Genomic DNA, 14,284 nt, shown 5'->3' with positions numbered 1-14,284 from the left:
AGGGGAGTGTGAGTGGAAAATACTTCCACGCGCTTAGCGCGTTTGCGTGCCGTTTTGGTGGGGAACTGGCTTTCAGCTTTGGGGGTTGTATTTTTCGGGGTGGCTATCACCTGGCATCTGAATGAGGCGGTGGGGGTGCAGAAGGCTGCGTGGATTATTGGGCTTGTCCAGTTCCTTCCCGCTGCTCTTGCCATCCCTGTGACGGTTGCATTTATCGATCGCGTGAGCAAAGCACAGATTGTGCTGCGCACGGATGAAGTGCGAATCCTTGTGTCCTTTGTGAGTGCGGCTGTGATTTACATCTATGGTGAGCAGCGCGCAGTGATGCTGGTGACTATCATCATCGCGATCGCGTGTTTACGGGTGGCGGATGCGTTTTATACACCAGCGATTCGTGCGAGCGTGGGCAGTGCGATCCGCAGTGGCACAAAATACTCCGCCCAGTTCTATCTGACTGTCACAGCGCTTTCTGTGGGGCTGGTAGCCCCGCTTATTGTCCCAGTTGCGGCGAAATCTTCGGTGGCTTTAGCGTTTGTTGTCAATGGGGTAACTTACCTTGCCGCCTACGTATGTTTCCGCACAGCTGGAACGAAGCTTCTCGACGCCGAATCGACGTCGCCACGCACACATGCTGTGGGGCAGTGGTGGGGTCAAGTAAAGGAAGGATTGCGCACAATGTGGAACATTCCGACCCTCAAACTGATCCTGCCAACACTACCCATGATTGATTTATGCGCCTCGGCAGTGATGGTGCTCGGCCCAGCCATCGCTGGGGCGCAAACCGCGATGGACGCTGTGTATTTCTATGCCCTCATTGTGGCAGTATCCAGTATCAGCCAAGTCGCCGGACCATTTGTATACAAGCACCTGGCGCAATACCGCTTCGACGGCATGATCATTGCTACAAACTGTTGCACTCAAGCACTGGCCTACGGTATCGCCGCCATGCTGATTGGCACACCCTACTACGTCATTCCACTGGTCGTGGTTGGTGTGTGCGTGGGCATGAATCAGCTGGCCATCAACGAACTAATTCAGCATGAATGCCCCGCCCAAGCGCTCGGGCGAGTATTTACGTTACTGCCTTTCGTTGTGCTGCTTGCCATGCCACTCGGCCCTTTGCTCACTGGCTATTTGAGCCAATTCTCCCTCCAGGTCGCCGTGGGTGCGGTTGCCGTAGCACTTTTTGCCGTTGGCATTCCGCCACTCGCATCCGGCAGCATTCGATCCTTTCAGCTTCGCGCCCCAAAGTAGGGTGTGACCTTGGGATTTGTCATCGTTTATGGGGGCTGTGTATAGTAACTACTCGTTGCACAGGAGAAATCCTGATACAGCAACGGCCCTGTGGCGCAGTTGGTTAGCGCGCCGCCCTGTCACGGCGGAGGTCGCGGGTTCGAGCCCCGTCAGGGTCGCTTCCATAGCGATATGGAAAGTGGCGCGGTAGCTCAGTCGGTAGAGCGTCCGCCTGAAAAGTGGAAGGTCACCAGTTCGATCCTGGTCCGTGCCACCATAATGAAGATCCCCATCACCTACAGTGGTGGGGATCTTCGCTCGTTCGCCCGTATTATTGAGTCTTATGCGCCGTTTAGACCTGATCGGACGAGCTTTTCCCGATGCCATTCGAGGAACCGTTCATCCAAAGCCAAATCAGTATTGACCGATTATGCGTCATCCTGATACTGTCATTTCTCCTTGGCATGGAACAGCAATCGTTCGCTTAGACGGATCTATTGTTACTGAGTACGAAGCAATTGTCTATCAGGACCCGAGTCGCTACAAAGCGTGGTTTATTGAGGGCGATGAAGCTCCCTTTTATTACGAGGAAGTATCAGGCATTGATTGATGATGAAAAAAATGTTCGGACAAGAGTTTGGCGAAAAGTCTCGCTGATATTTCTCACTCAAGTTTTCCTATCTACTGCGGTGGGGCTGAATCTCACCATTGTTGCCTTGACCGCGGTAGAAGTGACAGGTAGAAGAAACCTTGGTGGACTGGCTCAAACCACAATGATTCTCGGAGCGACGATAATCACATTAGTCGCTACACAAGTTTCTGTGCGAAAAGACCGTCTTTTTAGCCTTCGGTGTACCATCCTTACGGCAGTTTTCGGTTCGATTCTGTGCTGTATATCTACTGCGGAACCTTCTCGATTTGGTGCGTTTGCGTTCGTCGGATTTTTTCTGCTTGGCGGGGGTTCAGTTAGTGCTTTGATTTCAAGGTTTACTGCTGCGGAGAAAGTTGGTGCTCAGGGGCCGACTGCCCGTGCGATTGGCATTGTGCTTTTCGGCTCTGCTTGCGGCTCAGCAATTGGCCCCAACATTTATTCCCTGGTGGCCACATTGACCAATTCTTTGCTTCCGTTTACCTTTCTTTGCTCGGCCTTCATCTTTGTTTTGAGCTTGATTCCTTTAAGTTTTGAGAAACGGAAAAATTACGTCCCGTTGGTAAAGGATCGAGGCATCGATGCAAAATTGGTGTGGTACCCGCAGTTTACGGCGGTTTTTCTTGTTGCAATTGTCGCGCATTCCATCATGATTGGGCTTATGACCATGGCACCGATACACACAGATGAGGTTTTTGGTGTTTCGGGTTCCAGCTTGGTCATGACTGCCCATCTGCTAGCCCGGATTTTTCATGGGTGTGGGGTGAAAAGGTGAGCAAAAAGTAAAGAAAGTGCTTCTTGACCTGCTAGAATAGAGATGTTTTGAAGTCAATAATCTAGGCAGAAAGAAACACTTTCAAGGTGAAGACTACCACATACATTCCACGGGTTGCTAGCTGTTCTCATCTTGTATCCGGTGCGGGGGTGTTACCGTTTGCTCACGTAGCCGAATTGGTGGGAATAAGTGACTGCCTTGATTCCGCTTTGCCGCGTTCTGGGCTCACGCACACGTTAGGGGATGTGTGGGTGAATCTGGCTTTATCGTTGATTGCTGGTGGGGATGATGTCCACGACATCACCTTGCTTTCTTCTGTTTCAACCGCGTTAGCATCAAAATCGTTACCGTCAGTGACAACCGCATGGCGGCGGATCACAGAATATGCAGATACCAGCGAGCATGTGCGAGAAGGGTTTATCCACGCAGCGAAACAAGCTCGCACTAGGGTGTGGGATTTGTTAGGTGATCACGCTCCGCATCGGGTGGCAACAGTTGAACAACCACTGGTTATCGATATTGATGCCACGTTGATTACCGCACATTCCGATAAGGAAAACGCGACGCCTACCTATAAGAAAGGCTTTGGTTTCCACCCGTTATGTGCCTTTATTGATTACACCAGCATCGGTCTGCCTGGTGGGGAGTTTCTTAACTGCCTGCTTCGACCAGGAAATGCCGGGGCAAACACAATTCGTGATCACTGCCAGCTTGTTGACGAGATTCTTGCCACCCTGCCTGATCACAGTGATGGTCAACCCTGGGGCAAACGATTAGTCATCCGTGCTGACAGTGCTGGTGGGACAAAGAAATTCATCAGTTTCCTCAACGATCACAACCTTGGGTATGTTCTGGGTTATTCCGCCCCGCCGACAGCGCGCATCACCCTTGACCATCACCTTCAATCCCAACAAACAACCAACGCTGATACACAACACTTGGGAACCAGTGCTCACACAGGCAAAGACTGTGATCGGTGGGATACTCGGGTGCCGATTGTGCGTGCTTCAGGGGATCTGGTTTGTGATGAGAACCATTTCCTTGAAGACATCACCGGACTACTGCGCACCGCAAATATAGATGAGCACCAACCTTTGGTGAATCTTCTAGCTGACTACCCCGAGGATATGCGTGTTATCGCACGAATCGAACCACCCCACCCAGGGTGCCAACACAGTCTTTTCAACCAACATGGTGTTCGCGCCCAACTGTGCGTAACGAACCTTATTGGGAATATTCAACACATTGACTACTGCTACCGTAATCGGTCTTTATGTGAACAACACATCAAAGACACCAAAGACCAAGGCCTTAGTAAACTGCCGTTTAAACAATTCGGGGCGAACCAAATCTGGTGTTTGATCGTTGCACTATCCCACCAACTTCTTACCTGGACGAAACTCATCGACGCCTGCCACCACAAAGATCATTCACACCAAGAAACAAGCAAGCCTTGGTGGACATGGGTGCCGAAGACTATCCGTGTAAGGTTTGTTGCGGTTGCATCAAAAATCACCACAAGCAGCAGACGCATCATCCTCCAGCTTGACCAGCACAACCCCCACACCCACACACTGGTCACGCTTATTGGCTACACCCAGAGCCTTCTACAGCCACGCTGGAAGAAACGAAAACCCTAACACCCCTAGGCCCACACACGCGATCTGGCAGCCACACTGCAGGCACACCCCAACCCCCAAACCCCACACAACTTTATGGACGCACACCTTGCCCTAAAAACCACGAATCAAAGGGCGAAGGTGAACCAACCAACCCCACAAACACACCACCCCAACCCACCACCACCAAACCCACCCCATGAAAAATCTGGGCTAGGCATGTATGCGTTTAGTCCATTAGTTGGTCTTTTGAATATTCGCGTAGGTTTTGCGAAATCAGTTTGTCTTGGTGGCGGAATTATGATTTTCTCCGTGGTGCTGCTCGCATTTTTCCATGCGATTTTCGTGCTTTTTGTTATTGGATTATTTGGTGTCGGATTGGCTTGGTCGGTTGGCATGATTGCTTCGTCAGCCGCGGTTTCTCAAGTTGCAGATAGCGTACAACGCGTGAAAGTTCAAGGCAGACTAGACGTGTGTATTAATGTTGCTGCTGGTGTGACCTCTCTGTGCTCAGGCCTGGTTACTGGTGTGGTTGGCTATCCGGCTCTAGCTGTAAGTTTTCTGGCTGTTTCGATCCTTATAGCTGTCGCGACGTTAGTCGCATCGCGCTACCAACTAAAATATTCACATAAAGAATAAGTGAGGTTTTCTCGTAAGGAAAATGCGTATAAACTGCAGACCTGTTGTCATGAGGGTTGTGCGGCGGGTGTAGTAACGAAACACGCGGGATTCCAAATTCGTGAATGGTTTTTGATCAAAAGAAAATCAACCTGAAAGGTACACTGCGAGCGTGTACTTTGGCTGTTCCGGACGAGCTCTTCGTAGTGGAGGGGCGCGACCCCCGAAAAGTAGACACATTTAAGCGGTGATTGCTGAGATAGATTTTAGCGCAAATGCTTGCGCTTCAAAAGTGTTGGGGGCGCAGTATTTCAAGTAACTGTGCCGACGTGTGGTGTTGTACCTGACACACCAAGAAAACACTTCTTTTCGACATTGGAGCATGGTGTCAAAGACCTTCCGATCTTGAAGGACTTCACGTTTTAATGTGGCATTAAACGACTCTGCAAGCGCGTTATCCGCACTCGTGCCAACACCACCCATGGACTGGGTCACTCCAAGAGATTTACATTGCTGTTGGAAAACCTGTGAGGTGTACACACTTCCATGATCTGAATGGAAAATCGCACCTTTTAGTGACCCACGCTGGTCTTTTGCCATGGCGAGTGCTTCACCAATAAGATCAGTGCGCATGTGATCAGCTAACGCAAACCCGGTGAGTTTACGGGAGAAACAATCAATAACTGTGGCCAGATACATATTCCCACCACCTTTAATCGGTAGGTAGGTGATATCACCCACATACACTTTATTCGGGCGATCAGCAGTGAAATTACGCGTGACCAGATCCGGGAAAACACTGCGATCTTTCCTGGAAATAGTGGTTTTGACCTTGCGTTTTTTGCTGTACCCACGCAGATTCATCGATGCCATCAACCTAGCAACACGTTTATGATTAACAGGCTCATACTGATCGGAAATTTCAGCCGCGATACGTTTCGCCCCGTAACAGCCATTGAACTGGTTGAACACAGAAAGAATACGCACCGCCAACAACGAGTCCTCGCACGTTTTAGTGTTACGAACAGCACGAGCTTTGCGCCACTTGTAAAACGATGAGGCATTAAGTTTCAGCACCTCACACATCCGCTTGACCGAATAATCGGTTCGATGGTCTTCGACAAACTGGAAGCGGATCACCAATTTGTCTCTTCCGCGAAATATTTAACAGCCTTACGCAAAATATCACGCTCTTCAGTCATTTTACGCAGCTCACGCTCAAGCTCACGGATACGTTCAGCTTCAGAAATTGCCTGAGCTTGCCGCTTTTGCACCGCAACACGAGAACGCTTACCAGTGCCCAAATCCTTGACCCACGTATGCAGAGATTGCCGATTAATCCCCAAATCAGCAGCGGCCTTCGCTAGAGACAGTTCCGAGTTCTCATAAAACGCAACAGCGTCACGCTTGAACTCATCTGAATAAAACCTTGGCATAAAACTACAGTACCTTCCTCCCACCTCATACAAGCGGGAAATCAGGTGTCTACCAAACGGGGGTCAGGTCCGAGTGCTAATTAGCGCCAGAGCGGGTCACGTGTAGCACCTTCAAGACACCATTGAAACTACCAAGCGGGGGTCAGGTCGCTTATAAAAAGTTGCTCATTAAAAAAAGAAGCTATGTAGCTTTTCCGATAAGGGAGTAAAACTCGCTGTGACCTGTGATATTATCCGGGCGTATGGGAAACAACCTCAACGTCAATGCGCATGCGGGTGAATTTGATATCCGCCACGAACCACAAAACTCACGTTTTGCCCTTTACCGTGACGGAGAAGCAATTGCTATCGCCTCCTACGACGAACATGACGGCATCCGCGACTTTAACCACACAGAAGTAGAAAAGCGGCATCGAGGCCAAGGCCTATCGACACCGCTTATTGCCTACGCACTGGCGACCACCAGAAGCCAAGGATTCGACATCAAACCCAGCTGCACAGCAATCGCGCACTACATAGCGAAAAAACCTAAATATTAAAATCCCCACTCTTGACATAGAAGTCAGGATCCACCAGCTTCACACACTCCTCCTCCTTACGAGGACGCGCCTTAGCCGGAATACCCACCGCAATATGATTCGGTGGAACATCCTTAGTCACCACAGCATTCGCACCAATAGCTGAACCACAACCAATAGTGATCGGGCCCAACACCTTCGCGCCGGCGCCAATAGTCACATTATCGCCAATAGTTGGGTGGCGTTTCGTCTGAGTCAACACCTGGCCGCCCAAAGTCACGCCGTGATACAGCATCACACCATCACCAATTTCAGCGGTTTCACCAATCACAATGCCCATGCCGTGATCGATGAAAAAACGACGACCAATCGTTGCCCCAGGGTGAATCTCAACACCTGTTAAAAAACGAGTGAACTGGGCTAGTACGCGGGCTGGTCCGCGGAAGTTTCGAACCCACAACCAGTGGGCGATGCGATGTAACCAAATAGCATGGAGCCCGGAGTACACTATGGCGTTTTCAAGCGAACCCCGCGCGGCAGGGTCATGCTCTTTAGCATTGGCAAGATCCTCACGGATAGCCTTAAAAATTTTTAGCAACATAATGACTCCGAGACTAGCAGTACTGATGATTTAATCGCGGATATCATCATAAAGGAGGGTAGAGACGTAACGCTCACCGAAGTCAGGGATGACAGTCACAATCGTCTTACCAGCGTTTTCCTCACGGGCAGCCAGCTCCAGCGCAGCCTTCACATTCGCACCCGCAGAAATACCGCCCAAAATACCTTCAAGCACACCCAATGCGCGCGAGGTGGCAACTGCATCCTCGTTGGAAACCTGAAGAACCTCTTCGTAAATCTTCTGGTTGAGCACCTCAGGAATGAAGTTTGCGCCCAAGCCCTGAATCTTGTGAGGGCCAGCCTTACCGGTGTTCAGCAAAGGCGATGCCGCAGGCTCAACTGCGTATACCTTAATCTCAGGATTGTGGCGTTTAAGAGTCTCACCGGCACCGGTTACAGTGCCACCGGTGCCCACACCCGCAACGAAGATATCAACCTTGCCCTCAGTGTCAGACCAAATCTCTTCACCAGTAGTCTTGCGGTGGATCTCAGGATTTGCAGCGTTAGCGAACTGCCGCGCCAAAATCGCGCCCTCACGTTCAGCAACGATCTCATTTGCCTTGTCAACCGCGCCCTGCATACCCGCAGAACCAGGGGTGAGGATGATCTCCGCGCCAAAAGCACGCAGCATAACGCGACGCTCAGTCGACATCGTCTCTGGCATGGTCAAAACAACGTTATAGCCGCGAGCTGCGCCAGCCAAAGCCAAGGCGATACCGGTGTTTCCGGAAGTTGCCTCCACAATCGTGCCACCTGGCTTTAATTCGCCGGAAGCCTCAGCAGCATCAACGATGGCCTTACCGATACGGTCCTTCACCGAATTGGCGGGGTTGAAAAACTCCAACTTCACCAAAATAGTGGCTGGCAAATCCTTGCTCAAACGGTTCAGCTTGACCAGTGGGGTGTTGCCGATGGTGTCCAAGATGGAGTCGTAGATCTTAGCCATGAGAATTACTTATCTCCTTCGATAGTGAGAAACAACGAATTCTTAACAAAAGTGAGTATAGCAACAATGTAGACTACGAAGTCTACCGAGGGTGTCTGAACAAAATCGTTTAATAGGTGTTGTCTCGCAGTATTTTCATTCAGTTCAGGAAAGTGCTGAATTATAAATGTATTCTAAGAGCCTATGACATGAATCACTTTTAGCCTGTTTTTCATGTTGAACAATGTTGATTTTGCAACTAAAAACCGATTGTTGTGTCCGCCAATGTCCGATTGTCTGACATATGACCACCGTCGCAGTCTGGGGTGGGCGAAGCGGAAAAATCTTTCCCCAAACCCGTCTGCTGTCAGCCAAAGTTATTACTACCCCCGTTGATCAAAAACCTTAGCTAGTAGCCTATTTTTTGGACAGGGAAAGTCGGGATTTTTCTCCATCTTTCGGGTTTCCCCACATGGGGGAGTGGCTGATGAAACTTTGCCTAAGTGGGGCTAATTTTCGCTCCCAATGAGGGTGATTTTCACCCCACGAATACCCCCTTCGGGCGTATATTTCCCATAAAAGTTCCGAAAACGGGCATCCATGTCCGGTTTTCTTACCCCCTCATGCGTGGTTATAATTTCCCCAGCCGATCCGTGCAACCCACACTTTCGTGATGGGGGGTGCCCACGGGTCGTGAAACAACTACATTTTGTCCCTGAAGAGCAAGTCCTACTTATTATGCGGTTTTGAAGTAGGCGAGCATAAGTCCTTCGGGGCGTGGTCCTTAGAGGAGGAAGTACACCGCTTGTTCAAGCGGGGGTATTTCTTTGGAAGATATGTGGAGGTATGCGGTGGAACTCCAGCGCGTAAAAGATGACGACGATGCCGTCCGTTCGGCACTGGCTTCGCTCAAAACTGCAACTGGCATTCCGGTCACGATGTATGCGACCGTTCTCGCCGATAACCGCTTGCAAATTAGCCAGTGGGTCGGTCTTCGCACCCCTGCGCTACAAAACCTCATTATTGAGCCAGGCGTCGGTGTCGGTGGTCGAGTGCTTGCTACTCGTCGCCCCGTGGGTGTTTCAGATTACACCCGTGCCAATGTCATCTCCCATGAGCTCGACAGCGTGATTCAAGACGAAGGTCTCCACTCCATCGTTGCTGTTCCTGTGATTGTGCACCGTGAAATTCGTGGCGTTTTATACGTGGGTGTGCACTCCCCAGTGCGTTTGGGTGACAAGGTTATCGAAGAAGTCACCATGACTGCTCGTAGCCTTGAACAGGATCTTGCTGTTAATGCTGCATCTCGCCGCGCTGAAGGCTTGCGCGGTGGCGCCAGCAAGCAGGGGCGTTTGATGAACGGTGCGGAGTGGGAGCAGATTCGTTCCACCCACTCTAAGCTGCGCATGCTCGCTAATCGCATTGAGCAGGAAGATTTGCGCGCGGAACTGGAAGAGCTCTGCGATCAAATGGTTGCCCCTGTGCGTGTGAAGCAAACCACTAAGCTGTCTGCCCGTGAACTTGATGTTCTGTCGTGTGTTGCCTTGGGTCACACCAATGTTGAGGCGGCAGAAGAAATGGGTATTGGCGCTGAAACGGTGAAGAGCTACCTACGTTCGGTGATGCGTAAGTTGGGTGCACACACCCGCTACGAGGCTGTGAATGCTGCTCGCCGGATCGGCGCGTTGCCCTAAACCAGTCTTGTGAGACGGTGAAAAATGCCCCCTTGCATAAGGGGGCATTTTTTAGCGTTCACCGCCAGGAATCCACTTCACATCCTGGGAATTGTTGGTGACTCGGCACAGAATAAACAGCAGGTCCGACAATCGGTTGAGGTATTTGGCGGGCATGACCGAGGTGGTGTCGGGGTAGTCCTCTACCGCAGTCCATGCGGAGCGTTCGGCGCGGCGGGCAATCGTGCGGGCAACATGCATCAGTGCGGCGGTGGGGGTGCCACCGGGCAGGATGAAGGAATCGAGTGTGGACAGATCGGCGTTATAGGTGTCGCATTCTTTTTCCAGACGGTCGATGTAGTCCTGGGTAATACGAAGCGGGGTGTAGCCTAAGTCTTTGCCGTCGGGGGTTGCGAGATCGGCGCCGGCGTCGAAAAGCTCGTTCTGGATGCGGGCAATTGTTGTGCGCACTGCATCGCTTGGCTCGCCGAGTGCTAAGACGACGCCGAGTGCTGCGTTGAGTTCGTCACAGTCGGCGTAGGCGTTAAGGCGGGAGTCGTTTTTGCTCACGCGGGAGAAATCGGACAGGCCGGTGGTGCCGTCGTCGCCCGTGCGGGTATAAATTTTAGTTAAGTGAACAGCCATATCACCACAATACTTGTTTCACACACTATGCTGGGCGTTTGTGAAGGAACGATTTTTGGTACGCGGAGGCGCCCGCTTGGAAGGCGCCGTCAAAGTCAGTGGGGCGAAAAACAGTGTGCTGAAATTGATGGCCGCTGCGCTGCTGGCAGAAGGCACAACAACGCTGACTAACTGCCCAGAAATTTTAGATGTTCCCCTGATGCGGGACGTTCTTGTGGGGCTCGGCTGCGAGGTCACGATTGAGGGGGACAAAGTTTATATCACTACCCCTGCGCAGCTGTCGAGCGACGCCGATTTCGAGGCAGTGCGTCAGTTTCGGGCATCCGTGTGCGTGCTGGGGCCGCTGACCTCGCGCTGCGGGCGTGCTGTTGTTGCATTGCCAGGCGGGGATGCGATTGGTTCGCGCCCGTTGGATATGCACCAGTCTGGGCTGGAGAAAATGGGTGCGACTACCCGCATTAGCCACGGTGCAGTTGTTGCTGAAGCCCCTGGTCGCTTGCGGGGTGCGACAATCAAGCTTGATTTCCCTTCGGTGGGGGCGACGGAAAATATTTTGACAGCTGCAGTGCTCGCTGAGGGGCGCACGGTGTTAGATAATGCTGCACGTGAGCCGGAGATTGTGGATTTGTGTCTGATGCTGCGGCAGATGGGTGCGCAGATTTCGGGTGAGGGTACGTCGACGATCACTATTGATGGTGTGGATAAGCTGCATCCGACTTCTCATGAGGTTGTTGGCGATCGCATTGTTGCGGGTACGTGGGCTTATGCTGCGGTGATGACGCAGGGCGATATTACGGTCGGCGGTATTAATCCTGCGCATTTGCATCTTGCGCTGGAGAAGTTGAAGTCGGCTGGTGCGTCTGTGGAAACCTATGAGAATGGTTTCCGGGTGCGTATGGATCACCGTCCGAAGGCTGTGGACTATCAAACGTTGCCGTTTCCTGGTTTCCCTACTGATTTGCAGCCGATGGCGATTGGGCTGTCGACTATTGCGGAGGGGGTCAGTGTTATTACGGAGAATATTTTTGAGTCCCGTTTCCGTTTCGTTGATGAGCTGATGCGTTTGGGCGCTGATGCAAATATTGATGGGCACCATGTTGTGTTGCGTGGGGTGGAGCAGCTGTCGTCGACCTCGGTGTGGTCCTCGGATATTCGTGCGGGTGCTGGTTTGGTGCTTGCGGCGTTGTGTGCGGATGGTGTGACTGAGATTCACGATGTGTATCACATTGATCGCGGCTATCCGGAGTTTGTGGAGATTCTTTCCTCGTTGGGCGCGGATATTAAGCGAGTCTGCGACTAGCTTAAGCGTGTCGACGGCGGGGGTGTTGTGGTCCCCAGTGTCACGGTTTCCTGCTGTGAGCTGGGGGTTTGTGTTTGTGTGGTGGGGTGTGTAAATTAATTCGAGTCGCCAAGAGCGACGGAAACAAAAATCACAGGTTGGTCTTAGGATTTTATGTGGTTTGTGTTGTTTGAGAACTCAATAGTGTGCCAATGTACTTTTGTTTTTTGTTTGGGTTGTTGGTTTTGTTGTTTGATGGTGGGTTTGGCCGGCAAGTGTGGCTTGCTTGTTAAATTGTTTGCTGTTGGATGACGGGATTGATGATTCGATTCTTTTGCCTTCCCCGTTTTTTGCCCCGTCGGGTTGGGGGAGGTTGTTGTCTTTTTTTGTTTTTTTCAATCATTTTCGCATGGTGCCTGGCTTTTGGGTTGGGTGTTGTGTGGGCTGGTTGTTTGTTTTTTTGCCGGTTTGGTTGGGCTTTTCACGAGCCTTGGGCAGGAATAGTTTTTGTTCTTGTTTTTTGTGGAGAGTTTGATCCTGGCTCAGGACGAACGCTGGCGGCGTGCTTAACACATGCAAGTCGAACGGAAAGGCCTCAGCTTTTGTTGGGGTGCTCGAGTGGCGAACGGGTGAGTAACACGTGGGTGATCTGCCTCGTACTTCGGGATAAGCTTGGGAAACTGGGTCTAATACCGGATAGGACCATCATTTAGTGTTGGTGGTGGAAAGTTTTTTCGGTACGAGATGAGCCCGCGGCCTATCAGCTTGTTGGTGGGGTAATGGCCTACCAAGGCGTCGACGGGTAGCCGGCCTGAGAGGGTGGGCGGCCACATTGGGACTGAGATACGGCCCAGACTCCTACGGGAGGCAGCAGTGGGGAATATTGCACAATGGGCGCAAGCCTGATGCAGCGACGCCGCGTGGGGGATGACGGCCTTCGGGTTGTAAACCTCTTTCGACAGGGACGAAGCTTTTGTGACGGTACCTGTATAAGAAGCACCGGCTAACTACGTGCCAGCAGCCGCGGTAATACGTAGGGTGCAAGCGTTGTCCGGAATTACTGGGCGTAAAGAGCTCGTAGGTGGTTTGTCGCGTCGTCTGTGAAATACCGGGGCTTAACTCCGGAGCTGCAGGCGATACGGGCATAACTTGAGTGCTGTAGGGGAGACTGGAATTCCTGGTGTAGCGGTGGAATGCGCAGATATCAGGAGGAACACCGATGGCGAAGGCAGGTCTCTGGGCAGTAACTGACGCTGAGGAGCGAAAGCATGGGGAGCGAACAGGATTAGATACCCTGGTAGTCCATGCCGTAAACGGTGGGCGCTAGGTGTAGGGGTCTTCCACGACTTCTGTGCCGTAGCTAACGCATTAAGCGCCCCGCCTGGGGAGTACGGCCGCAAGGCTAAAACTCAAAGGAATTGACGGGGGCCCGCACAAGCGGCGGAGCATGTGGATTAATTCGATGCAACGCGAAGAACCTTACCTGGGCTTGACATATACAGGACGGCTGCAGAGATGTAGTTTCCCTTGTGGTCTGTATACAGGTGGTGCATGGTTGTCGTCAGCTCGTGTCGTGAGATGTTGGGTTAAGTCCCGCAACGAGCGCAACCCTTGTCTTATGTTGCCAGCACGTTATGGTGGGGACTCATGAGAGACTGCCGGGGTTAACTCGGAGGAAGGTGGGGATGACGTCAAATCATCATGCCCCTTATGTCCAGGGCTTCACACATGCTACAATGGTCGGTACAACGCGTTGCCAGCCCGTGAGGGTGAGCGAATCGCTGAAAGCCTACCTCAGTTCGGATTGGGTCTGCAACTCGACCCCATGAAGTCGGAGTCGCTAGTAATCGCAGATCAGCAACGCTGCGGTGAATACGTTCCCGGGCCTTGTACACACCGCCCGTCACGTCATGAAAGTTGGTAACACCCGAAGCCAGTGGCCTAACCTTTTTTGGGAGGAGCTGTCGAAGGTGGGATCGGCGATTGGGACGAAGTCGTAACAAGGTAGCCGTACCGGAAGGTGCGGCTGGATCACCTCCTTTCTAAGGAGCTTTTTGTTTCACACAGTTGTGTGAGCTCTATATTTTTTATAAATCCGGGTGGAGCAAACCCGCTTTGTGTGTGATCAGATATCACACGGGGTAACAAAATTGTGATACTTCAAGCAAAAAAATTATATGTGTGTGTTGGCATGCTGTTGGGTGTCTGGGATGACATGTGTGTTTTCCTGGTGGCCGATATCAGTAATTGCTGTGGCTCCTTGTGGGGGTTGTGGTGGTGGTTGGTGTTGGTG

The 14,284-nt window shown here is 51.7% G+C and carries 11 protein-coding genes, 2 tRNA genes and 1 rRNA gene; 10 read left to right on the top strand and 4 right to left on the bottom strand.

Annotated elements, in window-relative coordinates:
• Positions 1–12 precede the first annotated feature (12 nt).
• The 6 genes from CFELI_RS10905 to CFELI_RS10880 all read left to right on the top strand — a co-directional run bounded on the left by CFELI_RS10905 (position 13) and on the right by CFELI_RS10880 (position 4,915).
• Positions 13–1,254, top strand: a complete 1,242-nt coding sequence (locus CFELI_RS10905; RefSeq protein WP_277105358.1) for an MFS transporter — start codon at positions 13–15, stop codon at positions 1,252–1,254.
• A gap of 84 nt (positions 1,255–1,338) precedes the next feature.
• Positions 1,339–1,412: transfer RNA gene (locus tag CFELI_RS10900), tRNA-Asp, on the top strand.
• Between the two features lie 22 nt (positions 1,413–1,434).
• A tRNA-Phe gene (locus CFELI_RS10895) sits at positions 1,435–1,510 on the top strand.
• A 325-nt stretch (positions 1,511–1,835) separates the two neighbouring features.
• The gene (locus CFELI_RS10890) at positions 1,836–2,657 is read left to right on the top strand and encodes an MFS transporter (protein WP_277105360.1); all 822 of its coding nucleotides are present in this window, start codon (positions 1,836–1,838) and stop codon (positions 2,655–2,657) included.
• A gap of 86 nt (positions 2,658–2,743) precedes the next feature.
• Positions 2,744–4,297: an IS1380 family transposase gene (locus tag CFELI_RS10885; RefSeq protein WP_290258967.1), complete on the top strand. Its 1,554-nt coding sequence runs from the start codon at positions 2,744–2,746 to the stop codon at positions 4,295–4,297.
• Between the two features lie 75 nt (positions 4,298–4,372).
• Positions 4,373–4,915, top strand: a complete 543-nt coding sequence (locus CFELI_RS10880) for an MFS transporter (RefSeq protein WP_290259019.1) — start codon at positions 4,373–4,375, stop codon at positions 4,913–4,915.
• Between the two features lie 219 nt (positions 4,916–5,134).
• Here CFELI_RS10880 and CFELI_RS10875 read toward each other — a convergent pair.
• A protein-coding gene (locus tag CFELI_RS10875) for an IS3 family transposase (protein ID WP_374724700.1) occupies positions 5,135–6,330 on the bottom strand; the annotation gives its coding sequence in 2 pieces (ribosomal slippage) (positions 5,135–6,045 and positions 6,045–6,330; 1,197 coding nt in all).
• Positions 6,331–6,572: 242 nt separating this feature from the next.
• Between CFELI_RS10875 and CFELI_RS10870 the strand changes: the two genes are divergently transcribed.
• Positions 6,573–6,869 carry a GNAT family N-acetyltransferase gene (locus tag CFELI_RS10870; RefSeq protein ID WP_277105352.1) on the top strand — a complete coding sequence of 99 codons (297 nt, stop codon included), beginning with the start codon at positions 6,573–6,575 and terminating at the stop codon, positions 6,867–6,869.
• Here CFELI_RS10870 and epsC read toward each other — a convergent pair.
• Together epsC and cysK are read right to left on the bottom strand one after the other, a co-directional pair.
• The gene (gene epsC / locus CFELI_RS10865; protein WP_374724704.1) at positions 6,859–7,449 is read right to left on the bottom strand and encodes a serine O-acetyltransferase EpsC; all 591 of its coding nucleotides are present in this window, start codon (positions 7,447–7,449) and stop codon (positions 6,859–6,861) included. The genes CFELI_RS10870 and epsC overlap by 11 nt on opposite strands.
• A 30-nt stretch (positions 7,450–7,479) precedes the next feature.
• Positions 7,480–8,415 carry a cysteine synthase A gene (gene cysK, locus CFELI_RS10860; protein WP_277105353.1) on the bottom strand — a complete coding sequence of 312 codons (936 nt, stop codon included), beginning with the start codon at positions 8,413–8,415 and terminating at the stop codon, positions 7,480–7,482.
• Positions 8,416–9,245: 830 nt separating this feature from the next.
• Here cysK and ramA point away from each other — a divergent pair.
• Positions 9,246–10,088, top strand: a complete 843-nt coding sequence (ramA, locus tag CFELI_RS10855; protein WP_277105354.1) for an acetate metabolism transcriptional regulator RamA — start codon at positions 9,246–9,248, stop codon at positions 10,086–10,088.
• A gap of 51 nt (positions 10,089–10,139) precedes the next feature.
• Here ramA and CFELI_RS10850 read toward each other — a convergent pair whose 3' ends face one another.
• Positions 10,140–10,712, bottom strand: a complete 573-nt coding sequence (locus CFELI_RS10850) for a cob(I)yrinic acid a,c-diamide adenosyltransferase (RefSeq protein ID WP_277105355.1) — start codon at positions 10,710–10,712, stop codon at positions 10,140–10,142.
• A 40-nt stretch (positions 10,713–10,752) separates the two neighbouring features.
• Here CFELI_RS10850 and murA point away from each other — a divergent pair, with 40 nt between their 5' ends.
• Both murA and CFELI_RS10840 read left to right on the top strand, forming a co-directional pair.
• The gene (gene murA / locus CFELI_RS10845) at positions 10,753–12,012 is read left to right on the top strand and encodes a UDP-N-acetylglucosamine 1-carboxyvinyltransferase (RefSeq protein WP_277105356.1); all 1,260 of its coding nucleotides are present in this window, start codon (positions 10,753–10,755) and stop codon (positions 12,010–12,012) included.
• A gap of 498 nt (positions 12,013–12,510) precedes the next feature.
• Positions 12,511–14,033: ribosomal RNA gene (locus tag CFELI_RS10840) — 16S ribosomal RNA — on the top strand.
• Positions 14,034–14,284 lie beyond the last annotated feature (251 nt).

Origin of the sequence: Corynebacterium felinum, from assembly GCF_030408755.1 — a bacterium.
GTDB classification, from domain to species: Bacteria; Actinomycetota; Actinomycetes; order Mycobacteriales; family Mycobacteriaceae; genus Corynebacterium; species Corynebacterium felinum.
This window is presented reverse-complemented; position numbering and strand designations above follow the sequence as displayed.

Bases quoted from the DNA above. Each gene is read 5' to 3' on its own strand.
- CFELI_RS10880 (WP_290259019.1), top strand. From the start codon at position 4,373: ATGGACGCACACCTTGCCCTAAAAACCACGAATCAAAGGGCGAAGGTG.
- CFELI_RS10870 (WP_277105352.1), top strand. From the start codon at position 6,573: ATGGGAAACAACCTCAACGTCAATGCGCATGCGGGTGAATTTGATATC.
- epsC (WP_374724704.1), bottom strand. From the start codon at position 7,449: ATGTTGCTAAAAATTTTTAAGGCTATCCGTGAGGATCTTGCCAATGCT.
- cysK (WP_277105353.1), bottom strand. From the start codon at position 8,415: ATGGCTAAGATCTACGACTCCATCTTGGACACCATCGGCAACACCCCA.
- CFELI_RS10850 (WP_277105355.1), bottom strand. From the start codon at position 10,712: ATGGCTGTTCACTTAACTAAAATTTATACCCGCACGGGCGACGACGGC.